The 16,140-nt window shown below is 69.2% G+C and carries 11 protein-coding genes; 7 read left to right on the top strand and 4 right to left on the bottom strand.

Annotated elements, in window-relative coordinates; all coding sequences use genetic code 11:
* Positions 1 to 368: 368 nt before the first annotated feature.
* The 3 genes from AB0C35_RS15455 (at position 369) to AB0C35_RS15445 (ending at position 5,954) form a co-directional block, all read left to right on the top strand.
* Positions 369 to 2,027, top strand: coding sequence for a WD40 repeat domain-containing protein (locus AB0C35_RS15455; RefSeq protein ID WP_358455419.1), 1,659 nt, complete (start codon positions 369 to 371; stop codon positions 2,025 to 2,027).
* A gap of 259 nt (positions 2,028 to 2,286) precedes the next feature.
* On the top strand, positions 2,287 to 2,709 hold the full coding sequence (locus AB0C35_RS15450; protein WP_358455416.1) for a hypothetical protein: 423 nt from the start codon (positions 2,287 to 2,289) through the stop codon (positions 2,707 to 2,709).
* Between the two features lie 602 nt (positions 2,710 to 3,311).
* Positions 3,312 to 5,954, top strand: a complete 2,643-nt coding sequence (locus AB0C35_RS15445; RefSeq protein ID WP_358455413.1) for an ATP-binding protein — start codon at positions 3,312 to 3,314, stop codon at positions 5,952 to 5,954.
* A gap of 6 nt (positions 5,955 to 5,960) precedes the next feature.
* Here the strand turns inward: AB0C35_RS15445 and AB0C35_RS15440 are convergent, their stop codons facing one another.
* Together AB0C35_RS15440 and AB0C35_RS15435 are read right to left on the bottom strand one after the other, a co-directional pair.
* Positions 5,961 to 6,908 carry a hypothetical protein gene (locus AB0C35_RS15440; protein ID WP_358455410.1) on the bottom strand — a complete coding sequence of 316 codons (948 nt, stop codon included), beginning with the start codon at positions 6,906 to 6,908 and terminating at the stop codon, positions 5,961 to 5,963.
* A 206-nt stretch (positions 6,909 to 7,114) separates the two neighbouring features.
* Complete coding sequence (locus tag AB0C35_RS15435) at positions 7,115 to 8,620, bottom strand: hypothetical protein (protein ID WP_358455407.1); 1,506 nt, start codon at positions 8,618 to 8,620, stop codon at positions 7,115 to 7,117.
* Between the two features lie 793 nt (positions 8,621 to 9,413).
* On the opposite strand from AB0C35_RS15435, the gene AB0C35_RS15430 reads away from it, so the two are divergent.
* The 4 genes from AB0C35_RS15430 to AB0C35_RS15415 all read left to right on the top strand — a co-directional run bounded on the left by AB0C35_RS15430 (position 9,414) and on the right by AB0C35_RS15415 (position 13,884).
* The gene (locus AB0C35_RS15430) at positions 9,414 to 10,664 is read left to right on the top strand and encodes a MurT ligase domain-containing protein (RefSeq protein WP_358455404.1); all 1,251 of its coding nucleotides are present in this window, start codon (positions 9,414 to 9,416) and stop codon (positions 10,662 to 10,664) included.
* On the top strand, positions 10,654 to 11,364 hold the full coding sequence (locus AB0C35_RS15425; protein WP_358455401.1) for a glutamine amidotransferase: 711 nt from the start codon (positions 10,654 to 10,656) through the stop codon (positions 11,362 to 11,364). Before AB0C35_RS15430 ends, AB0C35_RS15425 begins: the two co-directional genes overlap by 11 nt.
* Before the next feature lie 115 nt (positions 11,365 to 11,479).
* Positions 11,480 to 12,883: a metallophosphoesterase family protein gene (locus AB0C35_RS15420; protein ID WP_358455398.1), complete on the top strand. Its 1,404-nt coding sequence runs from the start codon at positions 11,480 to 11,482 to the stop codon at positions 12,881 to 12,883.
* Positions 12,884 to 13,008: 125 nt separating this feature from the next.
* Positions 13,009 to 13,884: an NAD(P)H-binding protein gene (locus AB0C35_RS15415; protein ID WP_358455396.1), complete on the top strand. Its 876-nt coding sequence runs from the start codon at positions 13,009 to 13,011 to the stop codon at positions 13,882 to 13,884.
* Between the two features lie 96 nt (positions 13,885 to 13,980).
* Here the strand turns inward: AB0C35_RS15415 and AB0C35_RS15410 are convergent, their stop codons facing one another.
* Complete coding sequence (locus AB0C35_RS15410; RefSeq protein WP_358455393.1) at positions 13,981 to 14,793, bottom strand: SMI1/KNR4 family protein; 813 nt, start codon at positions 14,791 to 14,793, stop codon at positions 13,981 to 13,983.
* Between the two features lie 565 nt (positions 14,794 to 15,358).
* Positions 15,359 to 16,027 (bottom strand): hypothetical protein, encoded by a 669-nt coding sequence (locus AB0C35_RS15405; protein ID WP_358455391.1) that lies wholly within the window; start codon positions 16,025 to 16,027, stop codon positions 15,359 to 15,361.
* Positions 16,028 to 16,140: the final 113 nt, after the last annotated feature.

Genomic DNA, 16,140 nt, shown 5'->3' with positions numbered 1-16,140 from the left:
TGCGGCACCTTGACACCGTGCGCCGGGGACTTGTTGATGCCTCGGAACAGCATGCCAGGTTAAGCAATGACACGGAACTATGGCGGGTAGGCTGGGCGAGTGATCGGGATATCGATCCCAGGCTTCAGTTGAAGTTGCATGTAGGGTCCGTGACGGCGATGGCTTGGACAGAGTTCGGCGGGCACCCATTAATTGCGACGTCTACCCGAGGACCAACCCAGCGGGATAACGGGACGAGCTTTCGACTACAAATATGGGATGTCCTCTCCGGGCGATCGCGTGCTCTTCCGTGCGCGGAGCCCGTCCGGTGTCTGTCGTTCGCGACTGCCGCAGGGGATCTGTTGCTCGTCTCCGGCCATCCTGGCGGCGTGCTGCGGATCTGGACGGTAGCGGATTCGTCCCTGCGGAAAACGGTCGATACAGGCGAGGATGTGCGGGACCTGTACGTGGTGGGTTCCGATCGGTGGACGCAAGTGGTGGCCCTGGACGTGAGGGGACGCGTCCGGCGTTTGTCCCTGCCGACCTGTGAGCCGCTGGGTGTGCTGGATGCGCCTGTGGCGTACTCGATGTGTGGAGGCCAACTGGTTGACGGGCGCCACGTCCTGCTCACCGGTGGGGAGGGACTCTCACTGTGGGATTTTGAGAGCGGCAGGCGCATGCGTATACGAGTACCGCAGGAGTTCAGAAGGGTACGGGATGTCGTGCTGTCCACCTTGGGCGGCCGGGATTGCGTGACCGTGGTCGGCGAACGCGGCTCGATCGTCACATACGACCTGGCGACCGGTGCGCGGATCAGCGCTCCAATCGCTGCCCATGAGGGGCGTCCTCCCGATGGGCTGATGCGGATGTGGAGCGACCCCCGACCTCACGTCAAGCTGGCCGCGTTGTCGGGGACGCTTACGGTCCCCACGCCGTGGCGAGTGCATTTGTGGGACCTGAGTACGTCTCAACAGGAACAGTCACCGATCGCCGGGCCGGTCGCACGTTGCATAGTGCAAGGGATCAGGTGGCAAGATCGCGACCTCCTGCTCACCGGGTCGTCCCAAGACGGTGTGATAGCCGTGTGGAATCTTGGTGTTCCTGTGGTTCGCGAATCGGGCCATAACGAGCGCATCAGCGCCGTCGCCTTGGTGGAAGGAGCCGACGCCGTGGTCAGCGTCGATGAGGGCGGCACGATCGTAGCGCGTAGATGCACAAACGGGCGGCCGATCACTGATCCGCTGGTGACCGGCGTCGAAAATACGCGCACTCTTACGGCCTGGCTCGATGGTCGCGATGTTATCGCGGCGGCAGGTGCCGGCTCGCGATACGTGTCCGACGGCAGTCTGCGGCGGTGGAACATTACCGGTGGTGTCCAATACGGTACCCCGATCGCTGCGCATCCTATGTATGTACATTGGCTGTCCCGTGTAACATTACAAGGTCGCCAGATTCTGGCCACCTTCGGTCCCGAAGGACAACTCAAGCTGTGGCGAGCTCGCGATGGGATCCTCCTCGCCGAGACTCAGACCGGGGTCTCGTCTATGGTCACAGGGTTCGTGACTGGGAACGTGGGCGGCAGGGTATTCGCGGCATGTTCCTCCTACAGCCAGCCGCTGATTCTACAAGCCCTCGATGACCTCGAGGCACCGTCGATCGCCCTTCCAGAGGTAGGCAATGATGTCGTCCTCAGTATTTTCGCCTCTCATATCGTGACTGGGCACTTCGATGAGGGGCGTTCCGGATTGCACACCATTCGCGTGTGGAACGCCTCCGGCGATTCAGTAGGGCCGAAAGTTCGTGTCAGGGCAGAGGTCACCGCGCTTGCTGTGCGGGCGTGGCCGAGTGTTTACATCGGCCGCGCGGACGGCAGGATTTCACTGACCGATCTGAACACAGGCGCCGAGCTCTGCCCTCCGATGTTGTTGCCGCGCAGACCAAACACGCTGAACGTGACCGGTGGCGGAGATCTCATTGTCGGATTCGGAAGCGATCTGGCGCGCGTTCGTCCGCCGATTACGGACAATTTGAGAAGAGATTCCAAATGATCAAGTTTCATTGACACAAGTGGGCACGGGACTTGAGTATGCGATGCAATAAAGGAAGTCAAATGAACTCGCCATGCCCACCTTTTAATGGGCGTGGGTTTGCGAGTCTATGGTGTGTGGATAATCCGGGGTTCGGCGTCTGGAGCGCTGTGGGAAAAGCTGGGTTCTCGCAGGGATGCGGCACGACTCAAGCGATGCCACATCGTTTAATACTCCAGTGGTGGGGGCGTCTATTTGGGTCTAGCGCAGGGGGGCGAGGGTGGAGTTGTCGGTCCATCCGAACTGGAGGATCGCCGAACGTGTGCTGGACGCGGTGAATCCGGGTTCGGGTGGGTTCGATCCCGATCAGATCGTTGGGCTCTCGCCGGCGGCCTGGACGGAATTCCCGACCGATGATCGTGATCCGCGAGATGTCGCCGAGAGGCTGGTCGACTACTGTCGGCCCGTTTTGGTCGGTATCTTGGTCGTAGTAACGATGCATAGTTTTCAGTCGAATTTCGGGCCATTTTTCGTTCACGACACAGGCTTTTCGGAATTTGTGCATTCCTATGCCGAAGTGTTTGAGGACGTGATGACCGCGAGCGATGTCGTCATCATTTCGCCTCGCGCCGGTCGTATGGTGGTCGTGCATCACAACGGACTCATCGCCACGATCACCGGCAATAGGTATGAACTTCGATAGGTCTGCCTGCGTTCGTCCCGGAAACTGGGCTTGCGCTTCCGGGGTGGTGATTCCGCGTCCGGTGGCCGTTGCGGTGACGTCATCGTCAACCCTCGTGGGTCATGCTGCGGTGGAGTGCTCTTCCTGGTGGGGCATTGGCTTGGGGTGGGGTGGGGCGTCAGGATGCTGGGGTGACTTCTTCCCCTGGTTCGCCGTCGCCTGGGATGCCGCCCTACCGGAGGGGGGCCGGGCTGCCTCCGGTGCCGCCGGGAGGGCCGCCGGCGGGGATGCGGGCGGGCGGCTCGCAGGGTGTGCCGGAGGCTCGGGGGCGCCGTGAGGCGGGGGAGTTCGTGCTGCCGGGGCCCTGGTATCGGATTCTGGCCATCCCCGCGCCGCAGCGGGATGCGTCTGCCGAGTGGGACTTTGTCAGTGTGCTGCCTGCGGTGTTGTCGGCGGCGCGGTTGGGGCGGCCGTTCGTTGTCGGGTGGTTGTCGGCGGGTGGTGGGGCTCCGCTGGAGCTGATCACTAATGCGGGTCCGATCGGGGCGCCGGAGCCTGGGGCGGAGTCGTACGGGCTGTTGTTCCCGAGCGGTGCCCGTGGGGTTCCCGTAGGGGACGGGTGGTTGCGGCAGGCCGGGCGGATGGCGTGGACGCGGTGTCCCGGGCGGCTCGCGCCGCAGGGGGCGGGGGCGGACGGCGGGCCCGGGCTGTTCGAGGCGACGCTGGTCACGTTGATGGAGCGGCCGTTCGGGTGGTTCGTGGTCGCCGATCCGTGTGACGAGCGGCTGATCGATTCGGAGATGCGGGAGCTGCATCACGAGTTGCGGATGTTGCGGCGGGGAGAGGACGAGCAGGCGCGGCTCGCCGTCGCTCGGGCGGATCAGCGGCTTGCCGAGTTGGACGCGTTCCGGGAGGCGGGGCTGTGGCAGGTCCGGGTGGTGGCGGGGGCCGCCACGCAGGACGAGTTGAGCCAGATCGCGCCCGTGCTGGTCGGGTCGATGGAACTGGGGCATCACCCGTATCGGCTTCGGTCGGGGCAGGGGAGCGGGTCGTTCGGGGAGATGTTGAGCCCCGGTGCGGCGCCCGTCCCGGTGCGTGCGGTGGCCGAGCCGGAGCAGCGGTTTCCGTTCGTGGCCACGGCCGGGGCGCTTGCGGCGCTGGCCGGGTTGCCGCGGCGGGAGGTTCCGGGGCTGCGGGTGCTGGACGCCGGGTACTTCGACGTCACGTCCGAGACCGATGGGCAGGGTGAGGCGCAGATCGAGCTGGGCGCGATCCTGGACGGGCAGGACCGGCAGGTCGGGCGGCTCACCGTGCCGCGTTCGACGATCAACCGGCACGTGTTCGTGACGGGCGCGACGGGGGCGGGCAAGTCGCAGACCGTCCGGCATCTGCTGGAGCAGTTGACGCGTGCGGGCATTCCGTGGCTGGCGATCGAGCCGGCGAAGTCGGAGTACGCGGCGATGGCGGGGCGCATCCGGGATCTCGGCGGGCCGGTGACGGTGGTGAATCCGTCCGATCCGGGGTCGGTGCCGTTGTCGGTGAATCCGCTCGCCCCGGAGCCCGGTTACCCGGTGCAGGCGCACATCGACATGGTCCGGGCGCTGTTCCAGGCGGCTTTCGACGCTGAGGAGCCGTTCCCGCAGATCATGGCGCAGGCCCTGCAAAGGGTCTATGAGAACAACGGGTGGGACGTGGTGACGGGCGGGGGTGTTCCCGGTTCGCTCATCGAGCCCGCCGTTCCGACGTTGGAGCAGTTGCAGAACGCGGCGCTTCAGGTCATCTCGGACGTCGGCTACGGGCGTGAGCTGATGGCCGACGTGCAGGGTTTCGTGGACGTGCGGTTGCGTTCGCTGCGCATCGGCTCGGCGGGACGGTTCTTCGAGGGCGGTCACCCGGCCGACATCGGCGGGATGCTCCGCGACAACATCGTCCTCGCCATTGAGGACGTCGCGAACGATGAGGACAAGGCGTTCCTCATGGGGACGCTCATCATCCGCATCGTCGAGCATCTGCGGATGCGGGAGCGGCGCCGCGACCGGGGCGACGGGCCTGCGCTCCGGCACGTCATCGTGATCGAGGAGGCGCACCGGCTGCTGCGCAACCGGGGGCCTGAGCGCACCAGTTCGCATGCCGTCGAGCTGTTCGCCGGGATGCTCGCCGAGATCCGCGCGTACGGGGAGGGGATCATCGTCGCGGAGCAGATCCCGACGAAGCTCGTCCCGGACGTCATCAAGAACACGGCGCTGAAGGTCGTGCACCGGCTGCCCGCCTACGACGACCGGCACCAGGTCGGCGCGGCGATGAACCTGGACGTCGACCAGTCTCGGGAGGTCGTGTCGCTGCGGCCGGGGGTCGCGGCCGTGTTCGCAGACGGCATGGACCGTCCGCTGCGGGTGCGGGTGCCGTTGGGGGAGGGGCGGGAGGCCGAGTTGCCCGGTCCGCCGCCGCCCGTGGACGGCCGCCGCTCGGCGGCGTGCGGATGCGAGTGCCGTTCCGGGCGGGCCTGCACCCTTTACGAGCTGCGCGAGGCCGATCTCATCGCCGGGCACGCCGACTGGGCGTGGCTTCGGTTGTGGGCCGACACGCTGGTCCTGTCCCATGTCGTGAACCGGCCGATGCCGGCGGTTCCGCCCGAGCTGCGCCGTGCCTGGTCGCGGCTCGCGCCCCGGCTGCGCGAGTGCGCGTTGGCGACGGTCGTGGAGAGGTCGGTGACGCGGCGGTCACGGTCGCTGCGCACCGCCTACCCGCCGTCCGACCTGACCGCCGCCGTCGCCGAGGTCGCCGGACGTCTCCTCGACGGCGCGCCCCCGGGCACCGCCCCCGACCCGAACTGGGTCATCCCGCAGGTCAGGTGGCTGCACGAACTCGACCGCCTGTTCCCCTACGGTGAGGGCGTTCCGGACAAGCACGCCGCCGCCCCGCCCCTCGACTACCAGCTTCCCGGCCTGAAGCAGCGGCCGGACCCGAAGCTCGGTCACCGCCTCCGCAGCTTGCGCCGCCATCCGCTGTCGATGGAACTGGAACGCAACCGTCCCATCGCCCTCACCGCCCTCTACGGCGCCGACGACCAGGCGGGCTTCTACCAGGACCTCACCTTTGTCGCGATCGGCTTCGAGGAGGACGAACAGGTCGACCATGTCGCCGAGACGATGCGCGTCACGGAATGGCTGGAACCCATCCTGAGCTGGTTCGAACGATTCGTCGCCCCCTTTGAGGACCCGTCCAAGGGGCTCCCCTTCCTGGGCCAGTCCCAGGACGCGGAGTGACGCCGGTCAGATGTCGCTTTCGGTGCGGGCCGGGAGGCCGGCCTGTTCGGCGACGGGAGCCCAGTGGCCGATGAACTCGTTCTTGGCGTTGCTCGCGCGCTGGTTGACGTCCGCGACCTCCGCCTCGGTCGGGCAGCCGGGCGAGATGTCCACGTAGCGCTGGTTCGACTCGGTCGACGCCTCCAGCGCGCGGACGAGCGCGTCCTTCATCGGGACGCCGTTGTCGAGCGCGCTGACGTCCAGTTCGCGGGCCCTCTCCAGTTGGCCCATGCGCATTTCCAAGATGCGTCGCAGGCCGTTGGTGGGACAGCCGTCGACGACCACGCCGCCGAGTTCGGAACGGGTGGTGCCCATGTCCTCAAGGAGGGCGTCCACCGCCTTGGCCTGCGCTTCGACGTCGCCGCTGTCGGCGTCGCCGCCGGGCTCGCCGGTCGCGGACTCGGTGCCCTGGCCCTGGGCGGACGGGACGCCGCCGCCGCTGGGCTGCGCGGGCGTCTCCGATCCGCTCGGCCAGAACACGATGCCGAGAGCCAACCCGAAGAGGAGAACGGCTCCCGCCGCGGCCAGGAAGTACGGGACCCTGCTCCGCTTCGGCGGCGCGGGCGGCTGCCAGATCGCGGGTTCGGCCCACGGCTCCGGAGAGACCGGGTCGGCCCACGGCTCGGGGGAGAGCTGCGTCGACGTCTCGTCCGGGGGCATGGGCGTCGTGTGGTCGGGCGGGAAGCCGGGCTGCGGCCCGGGCGGGGGGCCGGGCGGCGGGGACTCCCACTGGACGGGTTCCTGCGGTGACGAGGTCCACGGCGGCGGCAGCGGCTCACCGGGACGCGCCGCGCCGCCCAGCGGGTCGCGGGTGGTCGCGTCGCCGGCCGGGGAGTCATGAGAGGTCGCGTCGCCGGCCTGCGGGTCATGGGAGGTCGCGCCGCCGCCGCGCTGGTCGGGGGCCGTCGGGTCCACGCCCGGTGGGGTTCCGAGGGACGCGTTGCAGCGCGTGCACCGGGGCAACGCCGGATTGGTGTCGTTCCCGCAGCCCGGACACCGCATGAGGCCCCCTACCCCGTGAAGTCCCACTACCCCGTAAGTCCCAAACGGGGACAAGATACTGCGCCGTCCCACGGCGCGGGCGGCTCGTCAGAAGATCGCAACCGGGTCGTGACCGGCCGTCACACCCGCTTCCAACTGCGCTGCGGCTGGCCCGTCTTCTTGGCGACGGGGTTCCACAGGACGACGAACTTCTGCTTGGCCGTCGTCGCGCGCCGCTCACCTGCCGCGCGTCCGGGAACCTTCGCCGCGGCCGGGTGCGGCTTGCCCCGGCAGTTGGCCTGGTTCTGCCGCGCCCATTGCAGCAGGACCTGGTCGACCTGCAGCGACGCCGTCAGCGCCTGGGCGAGCGACACACGCAGGCGCTCCCCGTTCGCGAGCTTGTCGACCTGGAGGTTCTTCGTGCGGACCAGCTGGTTCTGGCGGTGCTGCGCGACCTTCTCGAACCCCTGGATCGCCTGCGGCAGCGTCTTGCACTTGCCCGCGCGGCCGAGCGCGCCGGCGAGGACGCGGCGGGTGGCGACGCTGTCGTCCAGGACCTTGTTCACGACCTTGGCCTGCTCCACGGTCTCGGTCGGGATCTGGTTCTTCTGCGCGACCTGCTTGTTGGACGGCGACGGCGTGGGGTCGCCGCCGGCGGACGAGTTGTCACCGGACGGCCATACGACGAACACCACGGCGCCGACCGCGACCGTGACCAGGGCGGCGACGGCTGCGATGAGCGGCTTGCTCGGCCCACCGCCACCCGGACGTCCGCCCTGATTCGGCGGGTAGCCGCCGTACGCGGGGTCGCCCGGCCCGCCCTGCCCCATCGGACCCATGGGCATTCCCTGGCCCATTTGGCCGCCCATCGGAGCGCCCATCGGGCCACCCATCGGGCCGCCCATCGGCGGCCCCTGGGCCATGGGGCCCTGGCCCATCGGGGGTGCGGCCATGCCTTGGCCCGGGTCCATGCGCGTCTGGTCGAAGTTGCCGCCGAAGCCCATGGGCGAGCCCTGGCCGCCGGGCATGCCGGGATTGTGCATCCCCTGGCCGGGCGCGATCTGCGTCGCGTCCGCGTCGAGCATCGGGGGCGGCTGCTGGACGCCCGCGCCCGGCTGCTGCTGTCCCCACATCTGGGTCGCTTCGGCGTCCGGGCCGTCGGGCTTGCGCGGCTGCGCGAACCACGACTCCGGGACGATCGACTCCGAGCGTTCGGGCGGCGGTTCCAGCCCGAACGTGTTCGGCAGGTGCTCCGCGGAGCCGGAGCCGATGCCGGAGGCCGGCAGTTCGGGCCTCTCGTTCGCGGGCAGCGCCGGCAGCCCGCCTCCCCATGCGGGCGACGGCGGAGCGCCGAAGCCGCCGGACGGGACGGACGCCTCCGGCTCGTCGTCGTCCTCGTAGGGGTTGAACGTCCACGCGGCGGTGTCTTCGGGGTCGACTGGCGGGAGCGGCGACGCGGGCGGTGTCGGTGTCCCCGTCACCGGTGTCGGCAGAGCGGCCTGCGCCCCGCCGAGCGGCGGACCCGACGATGGGACGGACGACGGGCCGGTCGGCTCGGACGGCGGGCCGAATGACGACGGCTGGTAGGGCGCCGCCGGCTCGGCGGGCGCCGCGGACTGATGGACGGGCGGCTCAGGCGGCTCCACGGACAACTGAAGCGGCGGCTGCCCTGCCCCAGGCCCCTGCCCTGCCCCCAGCCCTTGTCCTCCCCCAGGCCCTTGCCCTGCTCCAGGCCCCTGCCCTACTCCGGATGCCTGCCCTGCCCCGGGCGAGTATGCCGACGCCGGTTGCTGTGCCGACGGTGTCAAGGGCATGGCGGCCGGGGGTTCGGGGGCCGTCTGCGAGGGCATCGCCAGGTCCGGCGCCACGGGCGGCCTCGCGTTGGAGGCCCAGGAGGGCGTGGGCGGCGGCACCATCATCGTCCGGTCGCCGAGCGCGTCGGCGGAGCCGGCGGCGGGGGCGTCCGCGACCGGGGCCGACAGCGGGACGACGGGCCCGACCGAGTACACGTCGATCGGCGCCTCGCAGTGCGAACACTTGCCGAGCGTCCCGGGCGTGTCATTCCCGCACGTCGGACACTGCATCGCTCAGACCTCGCCTTATAGCCGCTTGCCCACGCTTGCGATCGGGTCCGCCGAACCGGGCGGCCCTCGCTTCCCCGCAAACCCGCAGGGCTCCCGACAAAAGTAGTGGGTGACGCCGTTCTCGGACGCGTGGTTGGCAATCTGGCACACCGCAGTCGGAGGTCGCACCGAATCACGACATGTCGGTACTGGTCAAGATTCGCCGCATCGGTTTACCCGAAGCGCTGTGAATCTTGTCACATCATCGATCGCCGGGCGGCGGGACGTCCCGCATCCGCGCCCGCACGCCGCGAGCGAGGCGCCGAGCGGCTAGGCTCAAGGCGGTTTCCCGGCGCATCCAGAGAAGACGGAGTCCATGAGCGATCTTCCGCTGCGTTCGCAGCTGGCCGTCGCGCTCGGTCGTACGGCCGCCAAGATGTCCCGCATGGCGGGCCGCGGGGACGGCTCGGTGATCGGCGGACGGGTCGGCCTCCGCCTCGATCCCGAACTGCTGACCAGACTCGCCAAGGACCGCAAGCTCGTCCTCGTCAGCGCCACCAACGGCAAGACGACGACGACCCGGCTGATCACCTCGGCGATGACGCCGCTGGGGGAGATCGCCACCAACGCGTTCGGCGCGAACATGCCCACCGGGCACGTGTCCGCCCTCGCCTCGGCTCCCACCGCCCGGTACGGCGTTCTCGAGTGTGATGAGAAATACGTCCCGATGGTGCTGGCCGAGACGGGCGCCAACGTCGTCGCGCTGATGAACCTCAGCCGCGACCAGATGGACCGTGCCGCCGAGATCTGGCTGCTGGCCGGCAAGTGGCGCCGCGCCTTGGAGGCGTCCCCGCAGAGCCACGTCATCGCCAACTGCGACGACCCGCTCGTGACCTGGGGCGCGTCCAGCGCCAAGAGCGTCACGTGGGTCGCCGCGGGCCAGCACTGGCGCGAGGACTCCTGGTGCTGCCCCGAATGCGGCGGCCCCCTCGACCGCGAGGACACCGACGAGGACAGCGACTGGCGCTGCCGCCAGTGCACCTTCGCCCGTCCCCGCCCCGACTGGGCGCTGAAGGGCGACACGGTCACAGCGCCGGACGGCCGGACGTTCTCGCTGACGGGCCTGTCCCTGCCCGGCCGCGCGAACCGCTCGAACGCCCTGATCGCGCTCGCCGTCACCGCCCAGTTCGGCGTCCCGCCCGAGCAGGCGCTCCCGCTGCTGTCGCAGGTCACCTCCGTCGCCGGTCGCTACACCACGGTCGAGCACGAGGGCCGGCAGATCCGGCTGCTGCTGTCGAAGAACCCCGCCGGCTGGCTGGAGGCGTTCGACGTCCTGCAGCCCAAGCCCGGCCCCGTCGCGCTGTCGATCAACGCGCAGGGCCCGGACGGCCGCGACACGTCCTGGCTGTGGGACGTCGACTACCGCATCCTGCAGGGCCGTCCCGTGTGGGTCACCGGCGAGCGCCGCATCGACCTCGCCGCCCGCCTGGAGGCCGCCGAGGTGTCCTTCACCGTCGTGGACGACATCGGCGAGGCGGTCATGGCCGTCCCGCCCGGGCACCTGGACGTGATCGCCAACTACACCGCCTTCCAGAGCATCCGAACGAGGTACGGCCGTGTCGTCTGACCGCATCAAAATCGTCTGGATCTACCCGGACCTCCTCAGCACCTACGGCGACCAGGGCAACACGATCGTCCTGCAGCGCCGCGCCGCCCTGCGCGGCATCCCGACCGAGACCGTGAACCTCCGCTCGGACGAGCCCGTCCCCGCCGACGGCGACATCTACCTGCTCGGCGGCGGCGAGGACCGCCCGCAGATCCTCGCGGCGCAGCGCCTCGCGGGCGACGGCGGCCTCGCCCGCGCGGTCGAGTCCGGTGCCGTCGTGTTCGGCGTCTGCGCGGGCTACCAGATCCTCGGCCGCGAGTTCGGCGGCGAGGAGGGCCAGCTCCTTCCCGGTCTCGGTCTCCTCGACATCCGCTCGGGCCGCGGCGAGCAACGCGCCGTCGGCGAGATCGTCGGCGACGTCGCGGGTGAGTTGAACGTCCCCCGCATCACCGGCTTCGAGAACCACCAGGGCGTCACCCACCTCGGCCCGAACGCCCAGCCGTTCGCGCAGGTCGTGCACGGCGTCGGCAACGGCGACGGCTTCGAGGGCGCCTACAGCGGCCGCGTCCTCGGGACGTACATGCACGGCCCGGCGCTCGTCCGGAACCCGGGCCTCGCCGACCTCCTGCTCCGCTGGGCGACCGGTACCGAGCTGCAGCCGCTGGACGACTCCTGGGCGGGCCGCCTCCGCGAGGAGCGACTCAAGGCCGTCGTGGGCTGAGCGAGGTCCCCGCGGATTCGTCCCCGGCGACCGTTTTCTTTGGGTCTGGCCGTCCGGCCGTGCCGGTGCCACCGTAACGGCCATGATCTGCTGCCGGCCCAGCCGCCGAGACGTCATGCGCTGGAGCGCCGTCGTCGCGAGCGCCTCCCTCGTGCCCGCCCTCGACGGGACGTCCGCCCGCGCGGCCGACGACGTCCGGCCGGTGAACCTGGAACTGGTCACCGTCACCGAGACGACGGCCGTCCTCACCTGGTACACCGGCATTCCCGGCACGGACGACGGCCTGGGCCGGATGGAACCCGCCCCGTCCGACGCCGAGGTGGTCTACGGGACGCACCCGTCCCGCCTGACGTCCACGGCCCACGGCCCCTCGGGCACCCCGTACCACTACGTGGAACTGACGGACCTGGAACCGGGCCGGACGTACTACTACAAAGCCCTCTCCCGAGGCCGCGCCGCCACCCCCACATTTCTCGCCTTCGGCCAATCGGCAGGAACCCCTCACGGCGACGTCTTCGCCTTCACGGCCCCGCAGCCGCCCCCGGGCCGTCACCTCTTCTCAGTCGCCCTGTGCAACGACCTTCACCTCGGTGAAACGGTCGCCGGACTGGTCGGCCAACTCCCCTGGATCGAAGGCATCGAGCAACTTCCGGGCCACCCGCCCTACCCGGAAGTCATGGCAAAGGCCCTGATCGCCGACGCCCGGGCCCGAGGCGCGCAATACCTCCTGGCCGCAGGTGACATAACGAGCGAAGCGGCCCCCGCCGACCTCCAGAGCGCGAAGAACATCCTCGACACGTTCGGCACCTTGGGCAGCGACTATCTGGTGGCCCGAGGCAACCACGACCGAGCCCACTCCGGCGAGCCCTACGCCTCCTGCACGCCGGGCGAGCACCAGGGGAACGACTGTTTCAAGGACGCCTTCTCCACGTCCGACGAGACGTACTTCACCCGCGACCTCAACGGCCTCCGCGTCATCGGCCTCGACACCTACGACAAGCCCGGAAACGGCGGCGACGCAGGTGGGCTGTCCCCCTCCCAGCAGGCATGGTTCGAGGCCGAACTCAAGAAGGACCCGGACCGTCCCACGCTCATCTTCGGCCACCATCCCCTCTTCGTGGAGAACGACCCGCTCGCCATAACCGGAACCCGCTCCCTGGACGCGGGCCAATCCCTGAGAATCCTCACGGCCTACAACCGGGCGCCCGGAGTCTTCCTTCACCACGCGGGCCATACCCACCGCAACCAACGCTCGGTCTTCCCCTTGGCACCGCGCGTCGTCCAGCAGGAAATAGGCGCCGTCAAGGAGTACCCGGGCGGCTTCACACTCCTGCGCGTTCACACCGGCGGCTATGCGCTGAACTTCTACAAGACGCGCAGTTCCGAAGCCCGAGCGTGGAGCGAACGCAGCCGCCAGGAACTGGCCGGCCAATGGCCCCAACTCTCCCTGGGCAACCGCCACACAGACCGCAACACCGTCGTCCCCCGAGACCTCTCCGGCCTTTCGCCCCTGAGGTAGCCCCGGACATCAGGCACCCCCACGTCGGCGGTCTTTTTTGGAGTACACAGCCGAATGCGGCCATGTCCTGACCGCCTTCGTTCGTAGCGTGCCAGGAAACGTCACAGGCACAGGGGGACACCACAATGACCATCGTCGTCACCACTCCGACCGGACACGTTGGATCCCGCGTGGTCCGGTTGCTGCTGCAGGCCGGCGTCCGGCCAAGGGTCCTGGTCCGCGACCCGGCGCGGCTGGACGCGGCGACCCGCGAGCGCGTCGACGTGCGGCGCGGCGACCTGACCGACGCCGCGTTCGTCCGCGAGGCGACGTCCGGCGCGCGGACGGTCTTCTGGGTCGACCCGACCCCGCACACGGCCGAGGACCCGATCGAGACCTCGGAGCGGACGGCCTCCGGCATCGTCGACGCCGCCCGCGCCGGCGAGGTCGCGCGGGTCGTTCTGCTGAGCAGCATCGGCGCCGAGAAGCGCGGCGGAGCCGGCCACATCGACGGACTGGCCCGGATCGAGGAGCGACTCGACGCCACCGGCGCCGACACGCTCCACCTGCGCTGCGGCTACTTCTTCACCAACCTGCTGCTGGATCTCGACGGCCTGGCCCGCGGCGTGCTGACCACGTCGGCCCGGCCCGGCATGCCCCTGCCGTGGGTCGCCCCGCGCGACATCGGTGAGATCGTGGCCGCACGGCTGCTGAACGACGAGTGGAAGGGCCGTGTGGTGCAGGCCGTCCACGGGCCCGAGGATCTCACCTACGAACGGATCGCGGAGATCCTCACCGGGGCGCTGGACCGGCCGATCCGGCTCGAGACCGTCGGCGACGACGACGTCCGCGCCGCGCTGCACTCGGCCGGCCTGCCTTCCAGCGCCGTGGAGGGCATCGTCGGCATGACCGCCGGAACACGCGACCTGATCCCCGAACAGCCGCGCGACCTGCTGACCACGACCCCCACCACCCTCGCAGCCTGGGCCTACACCCACCTGCGTCCGCTCCTCAGAGCCTGACCGGCTCCACGCTCCGCCACCTTGGCCCCACCGGGGACGTTTGGGAGGACCCCTCAACCCGGTGGGGCGTGAGCATCAGGACTTCGGGGGGACGCACTACTCGAACCAGTGCCCCCGGACGTGCTCTGCGGCGGTGTGAAACGGGTGCCTCTGGTCCGTCATCTGCCGGAACAGGAACTCCGTGGCCGTGCACTCGAACCGGCCGCCCTCGTCGAGGCTGTCCACGGCGTAGACGGGCCACCGGTCGGGGTCGGGCCCCTCGGTGATCCAGAAGTAGTTCTCCTCGTGCTCGTTGTTCGACCAGGGGATCAGCCCGCCCGGGGCCGGGAACGGCGGATGCTCGTCGCCGAACCTCATGTCGTGGCCGGCGTGGTATTCGGTGTGCCAGATGAGCTCCTCTGGGTGGAAGACCACGAAGAACCCGTTGAACATGCCGTCGCAGCCGAACGTCTCGACGAGCCGCTTGTAGTCGCTCGGCAGGGACGTGCCGAGCCGCGACTCGACCGCTGCCCAGTCGGGCGCGGGGACGGGCGACGACGGCCCGCCCGTGACCGCGACGAGCCGCTCCACCCACGACATCTCCGCGGGCGGATCGACCGGTTCCGGGATGGTCCGCTCCGCGACGGCGACGACCAGGCGCCCGGCCTCGTCCTCCCCGACCGCGACCGCCCGCATGCCGTGTGCCCAGGCGTGGTCCCAGACGTGCTTTTCCGGGACGGCCATCGGCGGCTCGCCCCTCCAGTACACACCGGGGTATCGACGCTTGAACGCCTTCGTTGGAGCGGTGCCGTCGTCGGAGACCAGCACGCATGTGTGCCCGTCCGGATGCCCGGGCTGTTCGCACGTCAGTGGACCGGCCTCCACCTCCATGAGGCGGGACACGGTCGCCATCAGTTCCTCGCGGTCCATAGGAAGACACCCAAACACCCGCCACCGACACCACGCCACGTAGGACACGTTTCGCCATCCAGCAGCTGTCACTTCATCACCGACCCGCTCTACGAGTGGACGGCGACCTGCGAAGAGCGGCTCGGTACGCATTCTTCGCGCACTGCGACGATGAGGTCGCCCGCATCCTGGCCGACGCATGACCCGCACCTACGCCACCGACGGGCAGTACGAACGCTGGTACATGGCCGAGTACTGGCCACTGGGGCCGCTGCCCGCACGAGGCCCCAGTACTTGGCCGGACGGACTCGTCTGCCGGACCTGCTCAGACCGCGCCGTCCGCACACGGGGCGCCTGCGCGGGATGCGGCCAGGACCGTGCCCTTCCCCGGCTCCGTCCCGGTGGCGCGGCGAAGGCACCGGCCACATCCGCCCCGCGCTGGTTCCGCTGTTCGACCTGCCGGTTGCGATGGACAAGCTCAGGAGCGGGCTGGCCTCGCTGAAAATGCGCCGCAATCAGCCGGGACACGCCTCACAGATCGAAGGCCCATTAGCAAGAACGTGCTGGTGAGCAGACGGATAGGCTCTCAGCGGGCCTGCGGATAACCAATTTCGGAGATGTCTTGGGCCAGGTCCGCCAGGGTTACCTCTGCGTTCAACGACGACACGAGTTCCGGGTCCAGCGGCCTCAAGGCATACACGTCACTCACCGCTTTCAGATCCACAGAGACCTCGTAATAGTCCTCGGCGAACCGCTGAAACGCTTTTGGTGAGCGGTCGACCAGTAGCTGGAACAGACCCGTCGTCCCATCAGGGTCGGCATCCCCCGAGGGGAAGTCGATCGTGCCATGGTGCCACTGATCGTCCTCCGCCTCCCGCCACAGGCAGGCCGTCACGGCGGGCACGCCGTCCTCGTCGGTGAACGCCGGCTCTTCGACGAAGGGCTTGAAGACATCGGGAACCTCGTCGATCACTCCCGGCCAAGGCTCCCAGTCATGGCCATATGGGCTCATCGGCGATTCGTGGCAGAAGCCGCGGACATAGACCCCGGCCGCCGAGAACACGATGGAGTACTCGTCTCCCGACCCGTTGCGCATCGAGGCCATCTCCTCGCCTTCAGCCCAAGCGACGTCGAAGGAGTAGTACCGGCTTTCCCAGTCCGGGCTCAGGATCGCGTCGAGCATCGCAAGTGAGCGGCACAGGTCCCGCAGGTCACCGATGGTGGGAAGCTTTCGGGCTACGTCATAGACGGTCACGGGCTCATCCAATCGGATTCCTCTGACATCAACCTCGCCCTGCCAGACGTCACGATCAGTAGCGCTCCAGAGTCGGACAGGCCCGCACGCGATAGTTGAATACGCGAGCCCAC

The sequence above is a fragment of the Spirillospora sp. NPDC048819 genome (assembly GCF_040650055.1).
In the GTDB taxonomy this organism is placed as follows: Bacteria; Actinomycetota; Actinomycetes; order Streptosporangiales; family Streptosporangiaceae; genus Spirillospora.
This window is presented reverse-complemented; position numbering and strand designations above follow the sequence as displayed.

Bases quoted from the DNA above. Each gene is read 5' to 3' on its own strand.
- AB0C35_RS15430 (WP_358455404.1), top strand. From the start codon at position 9,414: ATGAGCGATCTTCCGCTGCGTTCGCAGCTGGCCGTCGCGCTCGGTCGT.
- AB0C35_RS15420 (WP_358455398.1), top strand. From the start codon at position 11,480: ATGCGCTGGAGCGCCGTCGTCGCGAGCGCCTCCCTCGTGCCCGCCCTC.
- AB0C35_RS15415 (WP_358455396.1), top strand. From the start codon at position 13,009: ATGACCATCGTCGTCACCACTCCGACCGGACACGTTGGATCCCGCGTG.
- AB0C35_RS15410 (WP_358455393.1), bottom strand. From the start codon at position 14,793: ATGGACCGCGAGGAACTGATGGCGACCGTGTCCCGCCTCATGGAGGTG.